We start from the raw sequence: 18,381 nt of genomic DNA, 5'->3' as shown, positions 1-18,381 counted from the left end.
CTGTGTCATCCGTGTTCAATCTTAAATTTTGGGTATTTGTGTGTTATGCGGGTCTTTATCGGGGTATCCCAATTGGTGTTCCAACTCGCGCTCGAGCTCCGGTGTAATAATATGTTCAATTGTTTCCGCATCGTCATGCACATGGTCTGCCGCGATATGCATATACTTCGTTAAATACAATTCCCATAGACGGTGCAGCCGGACCACGCGCGCCGCTTTCCGTTTGCCATCCTCCGTAAGCCCCCACCGACCACCTTTTGTGACGACGAGCTTCTTCGCCACGAGCCGCTGCAATGCCCCGCTTACTGCTGGTGCATTCACGTCGCCGGCAACGACCAATTCATTCGTCGCCCGCAACCCAAGGAGGTGGCTGTTCCGCTCCCCGAGGTGATAGAATCGTTTCAATGCGTTTTCTTCGGCGATGATCCGTTGGTTTTTGTATTGCGTGTACATTTTCGGCACGATGCCTTTGGTGGGTGCAAAGAAAAATGAAAGGAAGGCAATGGCCGAAGACACGACGACCATCCACGGGCCGGTGGGCATGGCGGGTGCGGCGTACGAAATGTAGGCTCCGGCCAATCCGGCCAATGCGCCGAAGGCAACGGCCAGCCAGACCATGCGCCGGATGTTATCCGTCCAGTACCGCGCTGCCGCTGCGGGCGTGATCAGCATGGCCGCCATCAGCACCACGCCCACCGCCGTTATGCCCGTTACCACCGCCAGCACGGTGAGGCTGGTGAGCAGCAGGTCGAGCTTGCGTACGGGATAACCCAAAGCCTCGGCATATGGGCGGTCGAAAGCGACCAGTGCAAAAGCCTTGAAAAAGAGGCCGACGGCAGTGAGGAGAACGATCGATAGGACACTGAAAATCACGAGGTCGGTACCGATAAGGGTAGCGGCCTTTCCGAAAAGGAAATGGTCGAGGCCGCTTTGGGCCGCATTGCCCGACTGCTGGATGTAGGTCATCATCACCATGCCGGTGCCGAAAAATACCGATAGCACCAACCCGATGGCCGCATCTTTCTTGATTTTAGACTTGGCTACGATGTAATCGATGAGTACCAATGCCAGCCAGCCGGTTATGAAAGCGCCGGCCAGCATGAAACCGATGTTTTTACTCCCTGAGAACAAAAAGGCGGCACAGATGCCCGGTAGTACGGCGTGCGATACGGCGTCGCCGATGAGTGCCTTTTTCTGCAAAAGGATAAACGTGCCGACCATGGCGGCGCTGCTGGCCAGCAACACATTGCCCAGCACTACGTAGCGGACATTGGGGTCTGAAAGTGTGAAAAAGTCAAATAAGCCTTCCATCGTTTCGCTTGCTTAGCGCTCCCTGCTGGGGAATGCGCGTTTCTCCATTACATCACCTACCTGCGACAACAGGTTGAGCCGCCCGCCATAGGCCTGTTGGACGGTCTCTTCCGTGAATGCCTCGTCGGTCGGTCCGGCAGCAACGAGGTGCATATTGAGCAGTACGATCCAATCGAAATAGCTGCGAGCCGATTGCAGGTCGTGGTGCACCACAACGATGGTTTTGCCCCTGGATGCCATATCGCGGAGCAGCTCGATGATGGCTTGCTCGGTGGCGGCATCCACCCCCGCGAAAGGCTCATCCATGAAATAGATGTCCGCTTCCTGGGCCAGCGCACGTGCAAGGAAAACACGTTGCTGCTGACCGCCCGAGAGTTGCGAAATCTGCCGCTTGGCGAACGCCGACATACCCACCTTATCCAGGCATTCGCTGGCGATGGTACGATCACGTGCACCGGTATTGCGCAGCAACCCCACCTTGCCGTAGCGCCCCATCAATACGACATCCAGTACGGAAACCGGAAAGTCCCAATCCACCGATTCGCGTTGGGGCACGTAGCTAACGCGCGATCGGACGTCGTCCAACGGCTTGTCAAATAGCTTCACATACCCGCTGGATGGTGGAATCAATCCCATGATGGTTTTCAGCAACGTGGATTTCCCCGCACCGTTCGGTCCGACAATGCCGGCAATGCACCCCGCGGGCAAGGTGAAATCTACACCCCAAAGCACGGGCTTACGCCCGTAGGTGACCGTGAGGTCGTGTACTTCCAATATCGGTTCTTGTGTGTGTATAATCATCGTTGTTCTATTTCTCCGTTAACGCGTCTACTATGGTATTCACATTGTATTTCACCATGCCGATATACGTTCCTTCCACCGTGCCTTCGGTTCCCATAGCGTCTGAAAACAGGTTGCCGCCGATACGTACGGTGCCACCGCGCTGGCGCACACCGGTTAGTGCCGCTTTCAGCGACCGGTCGGATACCGAGCTTTCTACAAAAACGGCGGGTATGCCTCGCGCGACGATATAATCCACCAATTGCGATACATCACGCAGCCCGAACTCAGACATGGTGGAGATGCCTTGCAGCCCACGTACCTCCAAACCATACGCACGGCCGAAATAACTGAACGCATCGTGCGCGGTAATCAATACTCGTTTGGCGGGCGGGATGGTGTTTATCCGGGTTTGAACCCAAGTGTCCAACGAATCGAGGGCTTCCATATAACGGCGCGCATTCTCCTGGTAGTAAACCGCGTTGGTGCTATCCAATGCAACCAACTGCTGCACGGCATTGGCCGTGGCGGCTTTCCAAAGCGATACGTCGAACCAAATATGCGGGTCGTATGTCGTTTCATTGATCTTGATCAGCCCATTAAGACCATCGCCCACTGCTAAAACCGGCTTCACCCGCGCCTGTTTCTCCAGGATGGAAGCCAGCTTGCCTTCCAGATGCAGCCCGTTGTAGAATAAGTAATCCGCGTCCAGAATTTTCCGGAGATCACCTTGGCTGGCTTTGTAAAGATGGGGGTCCACACCGGGCCGCATCAATGCTTCCACGATAGCTGAGTCGCCGGCGATGTGCTGCACCATATCGGCCACCATCCCCGTGGTGGCGAGGATGTAGGGCTTTCCCGATCCCGTGCGCTCACGTACCGGCTGTTGGCACGAAAGGCAACAGATCAACAAAGAAATTACCGAGCAAAAGCTGTAAACTTTTCCCATATTTCATACAAAAATAGAAAATTTAGATTAATCTAACATTTTTTGTAAGTTATTTTTAACTATTCGATTGGATTCGCCGGCCGCGTCGATTCCGGCTAGATTCCGTACCTTTGTTTGATAATCAATTATCCGTTATGCAAGAAGTATATATCGTTTCGGCCGTGCGTACCCCCATCGGTAGTTTCGGGGGCAGCTTATCCACGCTTTCGGCGACCCAACTGGGCGGTATCGCTATCAAGGAAGCCGTGAATCGGGCCAATGTATCTCCCGGTTATGTGGAAGAAGTGTTTTTCGGCAATGTATTGTCGGCTAACCTGGGCCAGGCACCGGCCACGCAGGCCGCCAAATTCGCGGGACTTCCTGATATTCCCGCCACAACGGTCAACAAAGTATGCGCATCGGGGGCGAAGGCCATCATGCTGGCGGCCCAAAGCATTGCCTTGGGTACAAAAGACATCATCGTGGCCGGTGGTATGGAAAGCATGAGCAATGTGCCCTATTACCTCGATAAAGCCCGGACAGGCTATCGGCTAGGGCATGAACAAGTGACCGACGGTTTGGTGAAAGACGGGTTGTGGGACGTATACAACGACTACCACATGGGGGCCGCGGCCGAGCTTTGTGCAGAAACATGCGGCATCGGCCGTGAGGCCCAGGATGCCTACGCGGAGGAATCGTACAGGCGCTCACAGGCTGCGCAGCAGGCGGGCCGGTTCAAACCGGAAATCGTTCCGGTGGAGATTACCAGTCGGAAAGGGGAGGTGACCGTGGTCGACGCAGACGAGGAAATCCACGCCGTGAAGTTCGATAAGATACCATCGTTGCGGCCCGTATTCAAGAAAGAGGGTACAGTAACCGCTGCCAATGCCTCAACGCTCAATGATGGAGCTGCAGCGCTGGTACTGATCGGCGAAACCAAGCTGAAGGAGCTAGGTCTGCAACCATTGGCCCGCATACGCGGGTATGCTGATGCACAGCAGGCCCCCGAATGGTTTACCACTGCTCCGGCCAAAGCCATACCCCGTGCGTTGCAGCACGCCGGCGTCGGCGCGCACGAGGTGGATTTCTACGAGATAAACGAAGCCTTTTCGGTGGTCGCCATCGCCAATAACCGGGAGCTGGGCCTGTCGGCCGACCTCGTGAACGTCAACGGCGGCGCCGTATCCATGGGGCACCCATTGGGGGCTTCCGGTGCGCGTATCGTCGTCACCCTCCTTTCAGTACTGCAGCAGCACGACGGCCGTATTGGCGTAGCCGGTATCTGCAACGGCGGTGGCGGTGCGAGTGCGCTGGTGATCGAGCGGATACTCCCGTCTTAGCGCCTTGAAAGGAAGCGATGCGTGAGGGCGACTGCCGAAATCGTTATAATCGGTCGGCTTTTGTTCGCTTGCATTTGAAAGGCAGGTTAGCTAAGTTTGCCCCATGGTAGGTTTGGCTACGGTGGTCGGGCAATCCCGGAAAATGGTAGTGGCTGCGCGATGGGTGTTGTTGTGCGGACTATTTGTACTGCTCAACGGCGGGTCGGTCTACGCCCAGCAGGATGGCTGGCAGAAAATGCAATTGCTCCAAGACAGCCTCAGCAAACTGGGTTACACCATGTACAACGAGCCCAGCGAACCCGAACGGTTGGATGCCAACTTCACGTTCGTCAAAACATTAGTGGCTGCGCTGAAAGAGCCGTATTCCTACCGCTTTCCGTTTGACTCGCTCCACATGGTTTCCATCCTTGGGGCGCCAGACGATAGCTTCCGTGTATTTTCATGGCACATCCAACTGAACGACGGCTCCTACCTCTACTACGGAACCATTCAATTGAATACGCCGGACGGGAGCCTCAAAATGTATCCGCTGCTGGATAAAACCTATGAAATCGCGGCACCGGAGCAGGCAGTGACCGCGCCGGACCATTGGTATGGGGCGCAATATTACCGGATAGTGCCCGTCAATGGCGTTTATGCCCTGCTTGGCTGGAAGGGACACACTCCTTATGTTACGCAAAAAGTTATCGAAGTACTGCGGTTGACGGAAAATGGAGCACAATTGGGACAGCCTATTTTTGACGCTGCCGACGGTGGGATGCAAGCACGGGCCATCTATCGGTACAATCGGAATGCCAGCATGTATCTGGACTACGATACCCTCGAAAGCCGCATCGTGTTTGACCACCTCGCACCGGCAGATCTACGGCAACAAGGGCAATACGAGCAATACGGGCCCGACTTGACGTATGATGCTTGGCAAGTGGAAAACGGGCGACTGGTACTCATTTCGGATGTGTCGCTGACGAATCCGCCTAGCCCGAACGATCATCGATTTAACGACCCTACAAAACCCCGAAACCACCCTAAAAGCGGTCTTAACATACAATGAATACCAACTTGGTAGATAAATAAATTTTGCGTTACGCGACAGTGAAATCGCAAAAAGTTTGTTTTATTTGCAACGTGGGCACATGAATAACCCCAATTTTTAACACCTAATATCAAGATATGCAGCACAATCATGATGAACAATTAACAAAACATCTTGTTAAGAATGGCGTAGATACGAAGACCGTATTTGACCACCCCGTCGGACTATTCGTCCTGTTTTTCACAGAGATGTGGGAACGATTCAGCTATTACGGTATGCGGGCACTCCTTACCCTGTTCTTGGTGTCTGAGCTTGCCAACGGCGGCTGGGAATGGACGCGGGAAGACGCTATGAAATTATACGGTTGGTATACCGGATTGGTCTATTTAACTCCGTTGATCGGTGGTTTCATTGCAGATAGGCTCACGGGCTACCGGAAGGCGGTGGTCATCGGCGCATTGGTGATGACCTTGGGCCACGCATCCATGGCCCTTGAGGGTGCCGGCTCGTCGTTTTTCTATATCGGACTGGTATTGATGATTTTAGGTAACGGGCTTTTCAAACCGAATATCTCCTCGATCGTTGGCCAGCTTTATCCGGATAACAGCAAGAAGAAAGACTCGGCGTACACCATTTTCTATATGGGTATCAATGCAGGCGCCTTCCTGGGTATGCTGCTTTGTGGCTATATCGGCGAAAAAATCGGTTGGCACTGGGGCTTTGGTTTAGCTGGTATCTTCATGTTTTTCGGCATGTTGCAATTTTATTATGCGCAGCGGATTTTCGGGGTATTGGGCGAATCGCCGAAAGAGACACGCGAGCGTGGCGTAGCGGTAGCGGATGCCGTGCAGACGACCGAGGAAGAAGAGGAAGGGATCGAACCTCCGTCCAAGCGGGTGGTCAAGGATCGGCTCATCGTGATCATTGTCCTTTCGTTGTCGAGTATCTTTTTTTGGATGGCTTTTGAGCAAGCGGGCGGATCAATGAGCATTTTTGCATTGGATTATACCGAACGGCTGTTGGACGGTAACGCGGCGGTAACTTTTAAATGGGTAGACGCCATACTCACCGTATTTCCCTTGCTAATCGTCTCTTGGGTATTGTGGTCGCTAGCCAAGAAAATATTTTCTACATACCCGGTTTCTATTCTGTTTACGGCGCTGAGTTTCGTGGTTATTTGGTGCCTGGGTATATGGAAAATCCACCGCGAATTCAACGCCCTGGAGACCGAAGTGGCCGCTTCATGGTTCCAGATATTAAATTCATTCTTCATTATCACATTGGCCACCGTGTTCAGCAAGATGTGGGAAAAGGTGATTAACCCTTCCGGCCCGGTGAAATTCGCCATCGGGTTGATCCTGCTTGGCGTCGGTTTTGCCGTACTGGGCTATGGGGCGAAAGACATCCCACAAGGTGCAGCGACGGCACAGGTGAGCATGATCTGGTTGATCTTAGCTTACTTTTTCCATACGTCGGGCGAGCTTTGCGTATCGCCGGTAGGGCTTTCCTATATGAGCAAACTGTCGCCGAAAAAATTTGTGGGTCTGATTTTCGGTGTGTGGTTTGCCTGTAGTGCTGTTGCCAATTTCTTGGCAGGTATGTCGGGTAGTTTAATCGACCGCATCAGCGAAGCGTACTCCATCTCGACGTTTTTCCTGATTTTTGCTGTGATACCCGCCATCGCCGGATTGCTGCTGATTCTGTTCTCACCACGGTTGCGACGGATGATGCACGGCATCCATTAGCAGCGATGAAACCAATGGTATACCGTTACGGCGAAGAACCGCTGTAACGGTATTTTGTGTTCGACTTTTACTTATAATCCTTACCTTTACGTACAAAATTTTGAGCGGTAGTGTCAGATAGCATCGTCATCATCCCTACATACAATGAGAAGGAAAACATCGAGAAGATTATCCGAAAGGTATATACGCTCCCCGAAGGTTTTCATATATTGGTGGTCGATGACGGCTCTCCCGATGGTACAGGCACCATTGTAAAGCGTTTGCAGGGGGAGTTTGCCGATCGATTGTTTTTAGAGGAAAGGAAAGGGAAATCCGGGCTCGGCACGGCTTACATACATGGGTTCAAATGGTGTATTTCGCGATCCTATTCATACATTTTTGAAATGGATGCCGATTTCTCCCATAATCCGGAAGATCTTTCGCGGCTCCGTGATGCGTGTATGTCAGGAGCGGATATGGCCATCGGTTCCCGCTATATCAAGGGTGTCAATGTGGTGAATTGGCCCATGAGCAGGGTGTTGATGTCGTACTTTGCCTCAGGTTACGTCCGGTGGATTACGGGCATTTCCATACGCGATGCCACTGCGGGCTTTGTGTGCTATAGGCGTGACGTGCTGGAAGCCATCCCGCTGGATCGCATCCGCTTCGTGGGGTATGCTTTCCAGATAGAAATGAAATTTACAGCCATCAAATATGGGTTTCATGTGGTGGAAATACCCATCATCTTCACAGATCGTACGGAAGGCGTCTCCAAAATGAGCACACGGATATTCCGCGAAGCCTTTTTCGGTGTCATACAGATGAAAGTAAGTAGCTGGTTCAGAAAGTATAAATAGTAACTATTCAGTAGTTAGTATTTAGCGCTTGATAGGGACTTGCGGGTGAGCGAATATTGGCAAAAAGCAGAATAGCAAATAACAAACGGCATAGCGCAGCAAATGAACGAATATTTAGACCCAAATGCAGAGAAGCTGTCCAACGCGGAACGCGAGTTGGAGAAAGTGTTGCGGCCGCAGGCTTTCGGAGACTTCACGGGTCAGAAAAAAATATTGGAAAACCTGAGTGTCTTCGTGCAGGCGGCCAAACTGCGGGGGGAGGCGTTAGACCATGTACTGCTCCACGGCCCACCCGGTTTGGGCAAAACCACCCTGTCACACATCATTGCCAACGAGATGGGTGCCGGTATCAAGGTTACGTCGGGGCCGGTATTGGATAAGCCCGGTGACCTGGCGGGCCTACTTACCAACCTCGAAGAAGGTGACGTACTGTTTATCGACGAAATACATCGCCTGAGCCCACTGGTGGAAGAATACCTGTACTCCGCCATGGAAGACTTCCGGATCGATATCATGCTCGAGACCGGCCCAAATGCCCGCTCTGTACAGATTACGTTGAATCCGTTTACGCTCGTGGGGGCCACCACGCGCTCCGGGCTTCTTACGGCACCGCTCCGTGCGCGGTTTGGTATCAATGCGCGGTTGGAATACTACGATGCCAAGCTGCTGACCACCATCGTGCTCCGGTCGGCAAGTATTCTCCGTACACCCATTACCGATGAGGGGGCCTATGAGATTGCCCGGAGGAGCCGCGGTACCCCCCGTATCGCAAACGCATTGCTTCGCCGTACGCGTGATTTTGCCCAGATCAAAGGGGACGGTAAAATAGATACCCCGATTGCGCAATATGCGCTCAACGCACTCAATGTGGATGAACACGGCCTCGATGAAATGGATAACCGTATCTTGCTAACAATCATCGATAAATTCAAAGGTGGCCCCGTGGGCGTCAAAACCATCGCGACGGCGGTGGGCGAGGATGAAGGAACCATTGAAGAAGTGTACGAACCTTTCCTTATTCAAGAAGGCTATTTAATGCGGACCTCCAGAGGCAGGGAGTGTACGGAGTTGGCTTACAAACATTTGGGGAAGACAAATCACGCCAAAGGCAACACACTTTTTTAGTCGTTTTCATCAAAAATGGTACAAGTATTGAGGGGAATAGGGATTATGAGAAGAATTTCGCTATTTGCCATTTTATGTCTTGCCATTCCGTTTCTTGGTTATTCCCAATTTGGTAACGAGTCGCCCGTCCCGTATTTCCGGTATTCAGTAACGGGTGGATTGGGAGCAAACCAATTATATGGCGATCTAGATAAACGGCAAATCGGTGGCGGGGTCTATCTCCGGGGAAATTATTTCCTTACGCACGGTCTCAGCATCGGATTGGAACTGCAAGAAGGGCTGCTTCGCGGAAAGGACAGTGTCGAGACGGATGGTGAGACAAGAAAAGCGGTTAATTTATACCATACAGGGATTCTCGGTGTCCGTTTCCAGCCAATCAAATTCCTGCAAGACGACCACCTGCGGCGCGTCGAATACCGGGAGTCTGTTGTGAAGCGCACACTGAACAGCGTGTACATAGGAGCCGGTATAGGCGTGTTGCATAGCTTGCAATGGGATAAACGGCGTGCAGAGGGACCGGTACGGTCGACAGACAATGCTGGTAACACTATAATTGTCAACAATGTACTGCCCGCACACGAAGGGCGGAACCACGGCTTCAGCTATATCGTCAGCACGGATGTTGGGTTTGAGATTCCCCTTCATAGCTTGAAACCGAACCTATTGGATTCCTATGTATGGAACCTGGTCGTGAATGGGCAGCTCAATTTCTCGCTTGATGATGAGCTGGATGGGTATAGCGGCGCCTATCCGGGTAATGAGCACCGGGATATCTATGCGCTATTGTCACTAGGCGTCAATCTCCGGTTCTGAGCGGTTTTTTCAATTTTTCCAATACCTTCTTCCCCCGGCTTTGTATCGCCGCCGATCCATCGCGGAGCAGAAATTCGATTTGCAGTGTAAGCTCTTCACGGATCCACGTAAATTCATGGCTTAGCTGGAAAAGGACGTCCATGCAATTGGCTTGGATGGCCACGGGGGTTTGTGTATCGATAAACCAATTGAAAACGGTTTCCACCAATTGCTCGCGATCGGCCGATCGGAGTATATCCTGGTAGGATTTCGGTGCTTTGTGATGCGTAAGCATCCGGAGGATATTGGTGAAGTGCCGTTGGCAGCTTGGGTTCTCTTGGTGGGGCAATCGGGTAAAGAACATGTGGGCCACCCTCATAAACCGGTCCGGATGGTGGACGGCGATGTATTCCAATAGCCACGCCGCCCGGAAGGCTAGTGTGGGTCGCTCGTCATCATAGCACAGGTCATGTAATTCGCCCATCGGGACACCCGAGTCGTTACCAAGTGCTTTTAAGTCGGGCACCCTAACCTGGTTCGCATTGCTGACAGTTAACCGATTCTTGAGCGTTTGTACGTCCATTGTAACCAAATACACGCAATAATAGGTAAAAATATCATTAGATAACCCTGTGCGGCCGTGAAACAATTCAGGCAGCATACTGTTTATTGGGGAAATAACCGAAAATGGATCTACATTCCGGGCTTCCTTATTGGATTGTCAAAAATCAGCTTTTCAACTACCATCACCCATTGAAAGAAGCATGTACCGTTGACGTGGCGATCATCGGGTCGGGCATTACTGGAGCGTTGGTGGCCCACGAGTTGTGCCTTGCGGGTATTTCTTGTGCGGTATTCGACAAACGGACCATCGCCACCGGCAGTACGGGTGCCAGTACTGCCCAATTGCAATATGAGATTGATGTGCCTTTGTCAGCCATGATCGACAAAGTGGGTGAGTCTGCTTCCGTTACTGCCTATCACGCCAGTTTGCAGTCTATCACCGATCTGGAACAGGTATTCGAATCCACGGGGGTACATCCCAACTTCAAGCGGGTATCCAGCTTATTTCTCGCTAGCAACCAATCAGGCTTCCGTTTGCTTGAGCGGGAATATGAAGTCCGCAGGCGTCATAACCTACCCGTATCATTCCTCCACGCCGATGCCTTGCTTGCCGCACACCGGATCGAAGCACCCGGTGCACTTAAAAACACCGCGGCCGCTCAGATGGATAGTTACTCGGCAGCTACGGGATTGCTGAAGTACCATAGGAAGAAAAGCGACCTTTTGCTCTTCTCGCATACAGAAATTGTGAGCTACCAAGAGCGAAAAGGCGGATACGAGCTGCTGACGGGGGAGGGCATACCTATCAGCTGTAAGTATGTGGTCGTGGCGGCGGGATTCGAGGCGGGGCAATTCCTGCCCAAGCAAGTAATGGATTTGATATCTACGTATGCCTTGATTTCGCAGCCCGTGCAACCCTCGCAACTTTGGCCGGAACGCAGTCTGATTTGGGAAACAGCCACCCCGTATTTCTATATGCGTACCACGTCAGACAACCGCATGATGGTCGGCGGCGAGGACGTGCCGTTCCGCAATCCCGAACGGCGGGATCGGTTGTTGCGTTGGAAAATCAAGCGCTTGGAACGAAAGTTCAGGGAAGTATACCCCGAAATCCCATTCGTGGTGGATATGGCTTGGTGTGGCACCTTCAGCTCCACCAAAGACGGACTGCCGTTCATTGGCCCCTGGCCCGGTAAAAAGCGGATGCATTTCGCCTTGGGGTATGGCGGAAATGGGATTACGTTCAGCATGATCGCCGCACAGGTAATCAAGAATAAGCTGGTAGGCGTAAAAGATGAGAGGGAGAAGATTTTTGGGTTTGAGCGGCTTGGTAGGTGATGAAGCGTGGTCGACGGATAATTATTGCTGCCGACCACGCGTTGCTAGCCATTAAATATATCGATTAACGATATTTTCAAACAATTCCTGTTTGCCGCTGATTGTTTCAGGTTCGCCCGACGCCGCAGCGATGTCGCGCAGATCGGTCAATGAGAGTTTACCTGTTTCGAAATCCTTCCCCTTGCCGCTATCAAACGAAGCGTAGCGCTCCGTCCGTAACTTCCGGTAGTCTGATTTGTTGAGGATATTATCCGCCGCAACGAGTGCACGGGCAAAGGTATCAGCACCCCCGATGTGCGCATAGAAGAGGTCCGCCCGATCGGTTGAATTACGGCGCACCTTGGCGTCGAAGTTGATGCCGCCGCCTGCGAAACCGCCGGCTTCCAGGATGATAAGCATGCATTCCGCCAACTCGTTGATGTTATTCGGGAACTGGTCGGTATCCCATCCATTTTGGTAGTCGCCCCGGTTCGCATCCATCGATCCAAGCAGGCCTGCATCGGCCGCCACCTGCAGTTCGTGCTGGAACGTATGTCCCGCCAACGTGGCGTGGTTTACCTCCAGGTTGAGCTTGAAATCATCCAAGAGGCCGTATTGGCGGAGAAAGCTGATTACGGTTGCCGCATCGTAGTCGTACTGGTGTTTGGTGGGCTCGCAAGGTTTCGGTTCAATGAAGAAGGTGCCTTTAAAACCTTGGCTACGGGCGTAGTCCCGTGCGCTGTGCAGCATTTGCGCGAGGTGTTCCTGCTCACGTTTCATGTCGGTGTTCAACAGTGACATGTATCCTTCGCGGCCACCCCAAAACACATAGTTTTCCCCGCCGAGGGCGATGGTGGCATCCAGTGCCGCCTTGATTTGGGCGCCTGCGTGTGCTACCGCAGCGAAATCAGGGTTGGTGGCGGCCCCGTTCATATACCGTTTGTGGGAGAACAGGTTGGCGGTGCCCCACAACAGCTTTACGCCACTGGCTGCCTGTTTTTCTTTGGCATAATCAACGAGTGTTTGAAGCCGCTTTTCATTTTCGGCCACGTTGTCGCCATAATCCACCACATCCACATCGTGGAAGCAATAGTAGGGCATCCCTATCTTCGTGAAAAACTCGAATGCTGCATCCATCTTATCCTTGGCACGTTGGATGACATCACTGTCTTTGTCCCATGGGAAGAACAGCGTCGGTCCACCGAACGGATCGCTGCCGTTTCCATTGAACGAATGCCAGTAGGCTACCGCAAACCGTAGGTGTTCTTCCATGGTTTTGCCGGCAATTACCCTGCCCGCGTCATACCAACGGTAAGCCAGTGGGTTGTCTGATTCGGGGCCTTCGTAGCCAATTTTTCCGATACCTTTAAAATACTCGTTTTCGCCGATTAGTACGTTTGACATATTTTTATTTCATTTATTAGTTTCAACTGCTTATTCATGGGCCGTCTCCTCAGCCAGTTGTTGGTCGAGGAGTTGCTTCCATTCCTGGTATAGCGCCTCGTAACTGGCCGTGCCCTGGGGTTCAACGGTCTTCAATAGTTCCTGCTTGCTGAACGCCTCGGCGGGCGACGCGAAGATACCCGAACCGATACCTGCCCCCAGCGCGGCGCCTACGCTGCCATCGCTGTTGTACAGCTCTACCGGCACGCCGGTAACCTCTACATAAATTTCAGTGAAAAGCTCGCTGAGGAACATATTCGCTTGGCCCGCACGGATAACTGCGGGGTGCATGCCGTTTTCGCGAAGAATATCGAGCCCATAGCGGAAAGCATACGCAATGCCTTCTTGTGAGGCCCGGAACACCTGCGAGCGGCCATGGGCGTTGAAATCGAGGTCCACAAAACGCGCACCCAGTATCTTATTGTGCAGAAAGCGCTCGGCACCATTACCGAACGGGAAGATTTTAAGGCCGTTGCTGCCCGGACTCACCGCCTTGCCGAGGGTATTCATTTGCGCGTAGTTGAGGCCATGCCCGAAATGGTCCTTCACCCAGCGGTTCAGTATGCCTGTACCGTTGATGCACAGTAAGACCCCTGTGCGCGGAGCCTGCGGCATGTAGTTAACGTGGGCAAAGGTATTAACGCGCGATGCATGGTCGTATACCAGTTGGTCGCTTACCGCATAGATGACCCCCGATGTGCCGGCAGTGGCTGCCACTTCCCCGGGTTGCAGCACGTTTAGCGACAGCGCGTTATTGGGTTGGTCGCCCGCCTTGTAAGACACGGGAATCCCCGCCCGGAGCCCAAGCCGTGCAGCCACCTCTTTCCGTAGCGTGCCGTGCTCGCCAAACAACGGCCGGATTTCCGGAAATATTGCCCCATCGAAGCCAAAATGCGCAAGCACCTCCTTGGAGATGCAATTATTCTTGAAATCCCAAAATATCCCTTCCGAGAGTGCCGATATGCTGGTCGTGGCGATTCCCGTCAACTTCATCGCGATGTAATCGCCCGGCAGCATGATATGGTGAGCTTTGGCATAGACATCCGGCTCGTGGGCCTTCACCCAGGCCCACTTTGACGCTGTGAAGTTGCCGGGTGAGTTGAGCAAATGTTCGAGCGCAAACGGCTCGCCGATATGTGCGAATGCCGTTTCGCCGATTTCTACAGCGCGGCTGTCGCACCAGATAATCGAATTACGGAGCGCATTGCCTTCTTTATCCACCACCACAAGGCCGTGCATCTGGTAGGCAATACCGATGGCGCCGATGTCGTTTACCTTGAAAGTTGCATCCGCGGTGAGCTTCTGGATGGCGGCCACTACTTGGTCCCACCACATATCGGGAGCCTGCTCTGCCCAGCCCGGTACAACCGAGAGGATGTTGTTTTCATGGTCTTCCGGGTAACGGACGGAGGCCAAGCATGCCTGCGTGTCAGCATCTACCACCGAGACTTTGATGGAGGATGTGCCAATATCGACACCTAATAATAACATAATCGGACACTAATAAATTTCATGGATAATGCTAACGTTGGCATAAAGGTATATATTACTTTTTGATTTCCAAAATGTATCTTTACTTTTGTTGGAGCTCACAGTCGAGCCGATGCTTGCACAGCGTACCTTTTTTTAATCGATATTCACTTGAAAAAAATCACCATTCTAGACATCGCGAAGGAACTTGATATCACCTTTTCTACCGTAGCGCGTGCGCTCAATGACCATCCGGCCATCAGTGCCAATACGAAAAAGGCGGTCCGGGAGACGGCCGATCGCCTCGGTTATAGGCCCAATAAAGTGGCTTCTTCGCTACGCTCTGGTAAAACAAAGATTATCGGCGTATTGGTGCCCCGTCTCGACGTAAGTTTCTTTAGTTCGGTGGTGCATGGCATTGAAAGTGTGATGAATGAAAATGGGTATACCATCTTGTTGTACCAATCGCAGGAATCCATTAAACAGGAAAGCCGTGGGATAGATACTTTTCTCCGTTCGCGGGTAGATGGCATCATTGCTTCCATCTCGCTCGAAACGGAACATAATGGCGGGTTCATGGAAATCAAGGAACGGAATATCCCGTTGGCCTTTTTCGATCGGGTGCCGTCGGGGCTCAATGTACCATCCGTCACCATCGACGATTACCGGGGCGGTTTCATGGCCACCGAGCACCTCATCCGAGCAGGCTACCGCCGCATTGTTCATATCAATCAGTACCGCAACATCAATATCTTCAACGAGCGGTTGCGGGGTTACCTCGATGCGTTGGAACAGTATGGCTTGCCGGTCGATGAAAACCTGATCATCAAGGGCGATTTTTCCCTTGAATTTGGACGGGGGTGTGTGCGGGAATTATTGGATAGGGGTATCGGGTTCGATGCGATATTCACCTTGGAAGACTTTACAGCCATGGGCGTTGTGCAGGAGCTGAAAGCAGCGGGCAAGCGTATTCCAGAAGAGGTTGGGGTGGTAGGGTTCGCCAACGAGGCATTTACGAACCTGGTAAGTCCCACCATTTCAACCGTAGACCAGCGTACCGTGGAGATGGGGGAGGAAGTGGCCCGTCTTTTTCTCAAACTACTTAAGAAAGGCGATTACTACAAGCATAAGCCCGAGAAGGTCGTACTGGAACCTGAGTTGCTGGTGCGTAGAAGCTCGAACAGGCTCCTGGGTAGGTAAATTACAGCGACTTCGGCAAAAATTTATATATTGGGGGCCTATTTGAAGATGCTGAAACACTATAAATTACATCATGACAGAAATCACATCGAGCGCGAATGGGGGTGCATCCCGTCGTACATTCTTAAAGACAGCTGGAACAATGGCCGCAATCCTTCCGCTCGCACACCCGTTCGGTTTTGCGGGTGAGCTTTTCCCTCCAAAGAAAAAGATACTCAGGATTGGCCTGATCGGTTGCGGCGGCCGGGGTACAGGTGCCGCGGCGCAGGCGTTACGCGCCGATCCAGATGTACAATTGGTGGCCATGGGCGATATTTTTGAAGACCAGCTGGCCACTGCTTACGATGCATTGATGAAGATTGAGCCTGCCAAAATGAAGGTGAAAGACAAGCACAAATACGTGGGGTTCGATGCCTATCAGAAAGTCATCGACGCCGGTGTAGACGTCGTTTTGCTGGCCACACCACCGGTATTCAGGCCGCTGCACCTGGAAGCCGCAGTAAATGCAGATAAGCACATCTTCTGTGAGAAGCCGGTCGCCATCGATCCACCGGGAGTACGGCGTGTATTGGAAGCGGTGCGTAAATCGAAAGAAAAGAACCTTGCGGTGGTTTCAGGTTTCTGTTTCCGTTACGCCAATCCCAACCGGTCCGTTTTCGGGCGGGTACGGGATGGCGCCATCGGTGAGGTGGTATCGTTGTCGTCATTCAGGTACGGCGGCGACCTCAGCTTAAAACCCCGCCAAGCTGGATGGTCAGACCTGGAATTTCAATTGCGCAATTGGTTTTATTACAGCTGGATGTCTGGCGACCTGGTAATCGAACAGGCGGTACATAGCTTGGATATGATGGCTTGGGTAATGGGTGATGTTTCCCCCGAGAGGGCGATCGGGAGTGGTGGCCGGCAAGTACGGATAGAAGAAGAGAAAGGGAATGTATTTGACCATTTTGCAGTGGAGTTGACCTACCCAGACGGCGTGAAAGGATACCATTTTGCGCGCCAGCAAACGGGTGTGGCAAACCGGAATAGCGTCGACGTGGTCGGAACGGGAGGTAAGATGGCGGTCGATATAGGTAGTCGGTATGAGATCCTGGGCCCGAACCCTTGGAAATATGAGGGTCCCAACAATAACATGTATCAGACGGAACACGACGAACTGTTTGCATCCATCCGTTCGGGTACGCCCATCAATGATGGCGAATGGATGACCAACAGTACCATGGTCGGTGTATTGGCTACGTTGGCAGCTTACAGTGGTGCGGAAGTGACCTGGGAGCGAGCATTGAACTCGAACGTGACGTTCGGTCCTCACCCGGAGGAATTCCACATGGGTATGGGGGCGCAAGCCATTCCGGTGGCTAAGCCAGGCACCGGTTTGGTGATCTGATGCAAGCCATCCTGTGTAAGCTGGGTATGGACGTATTTCGCCATTGGACAGCTAATGATAATATGTTAATTGCGAATTAATCGCAGCGTAACAAACCGTGGGTACTTTTGCATCAGTAAGAAGCAAAGCAGTATTCATTTTGTTAGGTTTGGTTAAATGGAAAAGCTCCGCTGTGAAGTGGGGCTTTTTTTATGTTGCAAGTAACCACGTTTCAAGGAAAGCTATTATCTTTGGGTGAACCAATTTATAGAATCATGGAAATCAAAACTTCAACGAAGCTCGTGGCCGAATTGGTAGGCACCTTTGGTTTGGTGCTCTTCGGTTGCGGAGCTGCTGCGGTAGCAGGAGTAGACACCCTTGCAGGCCTTTCGGGCTTGGGCTTATTAGGAATCGCATTGGCATTTGGCCTTTCGGTGGTTGTGTTTGCCTACGCGATCGGGGGCATCACGGGCTGCCACATCAATCCGGCGGTTACCATCGCTATGCTCGTCAATGGCAAAATTTCCGTAGGCGACGCCATCGCCTACATCGTTGCGCAGTTCATCGGTGCATTGTTGGGTGCATTCGTCTTGCAGCAGGTGCTAAGCGGCCAATTGGCGGGTTTCACAGCAGGTGAATGGGCTTATGGTGCCAACGGTTGGGGGGAAGGGTACCAGAATGAATACGGCACCACCGCTGCGTTCGTGGCAGAAGCCGTACTGACATTCCTGTTCCTTTTTGTCATCTTCGGTACCACCTCCAAATGGGGTAATGGCACAATGGCCGGGCTCGCCATCGGTTTTACCTTGGTGCTCATCCATTTGGTCGCTATCCCGATTACCGGCACATCGGTCAACCCTGCCCGTAGCTTCGGCCCGGCTATTCTGGCCGGCGGCGCCGCGTTGAGCCAGTTATGGCTGTTTATCGTGGCTCCCATCGTGGGAGGTGTGGCTGCCGCTGTGGTGTGGCGACTGCTCGAAAGGAAAGGCTGATAATAGAAAATCTGCCGTAAAAGGAGGGGGCGCGCGACTTTTCGCGACCCCTCCTTTTTGTTTGTGCGCCCGGCATGGGCGATAACTCTAGGGTGCAAGTCCCGAACACGCTTAGCAGTAGGAAGTGTTAGCCAAAGGC

Annotated in this window: 16 protein-coding genes; 10 read left to right on the top strand and 6 right to left on the bottom strand. The window is 52.5% G+C overall.

Features of this window, described 5'->3' with window-relative positions:
• Window positions 1-21 precede the first annotated feature (21 nt).
• The 3 genes from ACEVG1_RS17400 to ACEVG1_RS17390 are packed head-to-tail and all read right to left on the bottom strand — an operon-like array spanning window position 22 to window position 3,040.
• Complete coding sequence (locus ACEVG1_RS17400; RefSeq protein ID WP_374745001.1) at window positions 22-1,311, bottom strand: iron chelate uptake ABC transporter family permease subunit; 1,290 nt, start codon at window positions 1,309-1,311, stop codon at window positions 22-24.
• A 12-nt stretch (window positions 1,312-1,323) separates the two neighbouring features.
• Entirely contained in the window at window positions 1,324-2,112 is a 789-nt protein-coding gene (locus ACEVG1_RS17395) for a metal ABC transporter ATP-binding protein (protein WP_374745000.1), read from the bottom strand.
• 7 nt (window positions 2,113-2,119) lie between these two features.
• Window positions 2,120-3,040, bottom strand: coding sequence for a metal ABC transporter solute-binding protein, Zn/Mn family (locus ACEVG1_RS17390; RefSeq protein ID WP_374744999.1), 921 nt, complete (start codon window positions 3,038-3,040; stop codon window positions 2,120-2,122).
• A gap of 134 nt (window positions 3,041-3,174) precedes the next feature.
• Between ACEVG1_RS17390 and ACEVG1_RS17385 the strand changes: the two genes are divergently transcribed.
• The 6 genes from ACEVG1_RS17385 (at window position 3,175) to ACEVG1_RS17360 (ending at window position 9,911) form a co-directional block, all read left to right on the top strand.
• The gene (locus ACEVG1_RS17385; protein WP_374744998.1) at window positions 3,175-4,359 is read left to right on the top strand and encodes an acetyl-CoA C-acyltransferase; all 1,185 of its coding nucleotides are present in this window, start codon (window positions 3,175-3,177) and stop codon (window positions 4,357-4,359) included.
• Window positions 4,360-4,462: 103 nt separating this feature from the next.
• A complete protein-coding gene (locus ACEVG1_RS17380) occupies window positions 4,463-5,410 on the top strand; it encodes a hypothetical protein (protein ID WP_374744997.1) in 948 nt (315 codons plus the stop codon).
• A 119-nt stretch (window positions 5,411-5,529) separates the two neighbouring features.
• Window positions 5,530-7,137, top strand: a complete 1,608-nt coding sequence (locus ACEVG1_RS17375; protein WP_374744996.1) for a peptide MFS transporter — start codon at window positions 5,530-5,532, stop codon at window positions 7,135-7,137.
• Window positions 7,138-7,247: 110 nt separating this feature from the next.
• Window positions 7,248-7,973, top strand: coding sequence for a polyprenol monophosphomannose synthase (locus ACEVG1_RS17370; RefSeq protein WP_374744995.1), 726 nt, complete (start codon window positions 7,248-7,250; stop codon window positions 7,971-7,973).
• A 102-nt stretch (window positions 7,974-8,075) separates the two neighbouring features.
• The gene (gene ruvB, locus ACEVG1_RS17365) at window positions 8,076-9,098 is read left to right on the top strand and encodes a Holliday junction branch migration DNA helicase RuvB (RefSeq protein WP_374744994.1); all 1,023 of its coding nucleotides are present in this window, start codon (window positions 8,076-8,078) and stop codon (window positions 9,096-9,098) included.
• A gap of 45 nt (window positions 9,099-9,143) precedes the next feature.
• The gene (locus ACEVG1_RS17360) at window positions 9,144-9,911 is read left to right on the top strand and encodes a hypothetical protein (RefSeq protein WP_374744993.1); all 768 of its coding nucleotides are present in this window, start codon (window positions 9,144-9,146) and stop codon (window positions 9,909-9,911) included.
• On the opposite strand, the gene ACEVG1_RS17355 is transcribed toward ACEVG1_RS17360, so the two are convergent.
• Window positions 9,895-10,473 carry a hypothetical protein gene (locus ACEVG1_RS17355; protein ID WP_374744992.1) on the bottom strand — a complete coding sequence of 193 codons (579 nt, stop codon included), beginning with the start codon at window positions 10,471-10,473 and terminating at the stop codon, window positions 9,895-9,897. The genes ACEVG1_RS17360 and ACEVG1_RS17355 overlap by 17 nt on opposite strands.
• Before the next feature lie 104 nt (window positions 10,474-10,577).
• Between ACEVG1_RS17355 and ACEVG1_RS17350 the strand changes: the two genes are divergently transcribed.
• Window positions 10,578-11,792 (top strand): NAD(P)/FAD-dependent oxidoreductase, encoded by a 1,215-nt coding sequence (locus tag ACEVG1_RS17350; RefSeq protein ID WP_374744991.1) that lies wholly within the window; start codon window positions 10,578-10,580, stop codon window positions 11,790-11,792.
• Between the two features lie 51 nt (window positions 11,793-11,843).
• Here ACEVG1_RS17350 and xylA read toward each other — a convergent pair whose 3' ends face one another.
• The gene (gene xylA / locus ACEVG1_RS17345) at window positions 11,844-13,175 is read right to left on the bottom strand and encodes a xylose isomerase (protein ID WP_374744990.1); all 1,332 of its coding nucleotides are present in this window, start codon (window positions 13,173-13,175) and stop codon (window positions 11,844-11,846) included.
• A 30-nt stretch (window positions 13,176-13,205) separates the two neighbouring features.
• Entirely contained in the window at window positions 13,206-14,705 is a 1,500-nt protein-coding gene (locus ACEVG1_RS17340) for a xylulokinase (protein ID WP_374744989.1), read from the bottom strand.
• Window positions 14,706-14,855: 150 nt separating this feature from the next.
• Here ACEVG1_RS17340 and ACEVG1_RS17335 point away from each other — a divergent pair, with 150 nt between their 5' ends.
• From ACEVG1_RS17335 to ACEVG1_RS17325, 3 genes are all read left to right on the top strand, one after another.
• Window positions 14,856-15,884 (top strand): LacI family DNA-binding transcriptional regulator, encoded by a 1,029-nt coding sequence (locus tag ACEVG1_RS17335; protein WP_374744988.1) that lies wholly within the window; start codon window positions 14,856-14,858, stop codon window positions 15,882-15,884.
• Between the two features lie 73 nt (window positions 15,885-15,957).
• A complete protein-coding gene (locus ACEVG1_RS17330) occupies window positions 15,958-17,271 on the top strand; it encodes a Gfo/Idh/MocA family protein (RefSeq protein WP_374744987.1) in 1,314 nt (437 codons plus the stop codon).
• Window positions 17,272-17,525: 254 nt separating this feature from the next.
• Window positions 17,526-18,242, top strand: a complete 717-nt coding sequence (locus ACEVG1_RS17325; protein WP_374744986.1) for an MIP family channel protein — start codon at window positions 17,526-17,528, stop codon at window positions 18,240-18,242.
• Window positions 18,243-18,381: the final 139 nt, after the last annotated feature.

This window comes from Parapedobacter sp. 2B3 (genome assembly GCF_041925275.1).
GTDB classification, from domain to species: domain Bacteria; phylum Bacteroidota; class Bacteroidia; order Sphingobacteriales; family Sphingobacteriaceae; genus Parapedobacter; species Parapedobacter pyrenivorans_A.
Note: the sequence above shows the minus strand (reverse complement) of the source record. Positions and strands in the feature narration are given on the sequence as shown.

Excerpts from the sequence above, each read along its gene's own strand:
- ACEVG1_RS17400 (WP_374745001.1), bottom strand. The coding sequence starts at position 1,311 with ATGGAAGGCTTATTTGACTTTTTCACACTTTCAGACCCCAATGTCCGC.
- ruvB (WP_374744994.1), top strand. The coding sequence starts at position 8,076 with ATGAACGAATATTTAGACCCAAATGCAGAGAAGCTGTCCAACGCGGAA.
- ACEVG1_RS17385 (WP_374744998.1), top strand. The coding sequence starts at position 3,175 with ATGCAAGAAGTATATATCGTTTCGGCCGTGCGTACCCCCATCGGTAGT.
- ACEVG1_RS17350 (WP_374744991.1), top strand. The coding sequence starts at position 10,578 with ATGGATCTACATTCCGGGCTTCCTTATTGGATTGTCAAAAATCAGCTT.
- ACEVG1_RS17395 (WP_374745000.1), bottom strand. The coding sequence starts at position 2,112 with ATGATTATACACACACAAGAACCGATATTGGAAGTACACGACCTCACG.
- ACEVG1_RS17330 (WP_374744987.1), top strand. The coding sequence starts at position 15,958 with ATGACAGAAATCACATCGAGCGCGAATGGGGGTGCATCCCGTCGTACA.
- ACEVG1_RS17390 (WP_374744999.1), bottom strand. The coding sequence starts at position 3,040 with ATGGGAAAAGTTTACAGCTTTTGCTCGGTAATTTCTTTGTTGATCTGT.
- ACEVG1_RS17360 (WP_374744993.1), top strand. The coding sequence starts at position 9,144 with ATGAGAAGAATTTCGCTATTTGCCATTTTATGTCTTGCCATTCCGTTT.
- ACEVG1_RS17325 (WP_374744986.1), top strand. The coding sequence starts at position 17,526 with ATGGAAATCAAAACTTCAACGAAGCTCGTGGCCGAATTGGTAGGCACC.
- ACEVG1_RS17380 (WP_374744997.1), top strand. The coding sequence starts at position 4,463 with ATGGTAGGTTTGGCTACGGTGGTCGGGCAATCCCGGAAAATGGTAGTG.
- ACEVG1_RS17340 (WP_374744989.1), bottom strand. The coding sequence starts at position 14,705 with ATGTTATTATTAGGTGTCGATATTGGCACATCCTCCATCAAAGTCTCG.
- ACEVG1_RS17355 (WP_374744992.1), bottom strand. The coding sequence starts at position 10,473 with ATGGACGTACAAACGCTCAAGAATCGGTTAACTGTCAGCAATGCGAAC.
- xylA (WP_374744990.1), bottom strand. The coding sequence starts at position 13,175 with ATGTCAAACGTACTAATCGGCGAAAACGAGTATTTTAAAGGTATCGGA.
- ACEVG1_RS17375 (WP_374744996.1), top strand. The coding sequence starts at position 5,530 with ATGCAGCACAATCATGATGAACAATTAACAAAACATCTTGTTAAGAAT.